Genomic DNA, 890 nt, shown 5'->3' with positions numbered 1-890 from the left:
ACGGTATTAAGCCCTTCCAAATCCAGACTTAGGGCCAACTCTAACTTTCCGATCTTATCGATGTCTATCGACAGCGTAATCATATCTTTGCCGCGGGCTTGCTCATAATAGATGCGACCCGAAGCCGATAGCTCTTCTATCCCCATGGCTTTTAAAGCTGAGAAATCCAGAGATGAACGATCTCCGCAAGCAAACAAGCTCATTGGAACCAACACCTTATCGCCAATAAACAGAGCCATCCATTCATCAAGACCGCGCCCCTTAAAAGGCATTCGCAAGCCAGAGTAGCTCATTGAAATCGGAGCAGTCAATTTGCCTACTTTTAAGCTAGGCAAGGCTGTCATCATTGAAGATGCATTGCCTAAACCGAGCGTAAGTTTGTCTATATTAATCGGACGCTTCAAACTAAAAGGCGTTAAAACAAGTCCCTCAAAATGGATATTCCCTTCAAAGTCAACCGATAGCCAGGAATAGCTTAACGAAAGGCTTTTACTATGCTCTTGTTTAAAACTTTCTATAAACTGCATCGCAGAGTACGTGGCATAGGCCTTGATGCCTGCTACAAGGAGCAGCCCAAGAATCAATAAAGCCCCTAACTTCTTAATCATTTCTTATGTTCCAAGTAACTTATCCAACTTCGTATACAAACTATAGCAAATATTCTAAGAATTTAACTCAAGGATGGCAAAACCTACCAGGGCTTGTTGAAATCTGCTGACGAACAAAAAATTGAAGTGACGCTTATTTTTGGCGGTGGGACTGCAGATTACTTTTTTGCTAATGAGAAAATAGAACTCGTCGAAGTTTGGCGCTAATACGCTGCCAACTCAGGTATTCATAAATAGATGACTGAAATGAAAGAGTGGGTGGGCTGGTTTAGAAATGCTTCC

The 890-nt window shown here is 42.1% G+C and carries 1 protein-coding gene; it reads right to left on the bottom strand.

Annotation, left to right across the window (positions count from 1 at the left end; genetic code table 11):
- Positions 1-608: hypothetical protein (locus A3756_RS20150; RefSeq protein ID WP_156490633.1), on the bottom strand; the 608-nt coding region annotated here is incomplete at its 3' end.
- Positions 609-890: the final 282 nt, after the last annotated feature.

The organism is Oleiphilus sp. HI0086, from assembly GCF_001635225.1.
Note: the sequence above shows the minus strand (reverse complement) of the source record. Positions and strands in the feature narration are given on the sequence as shown.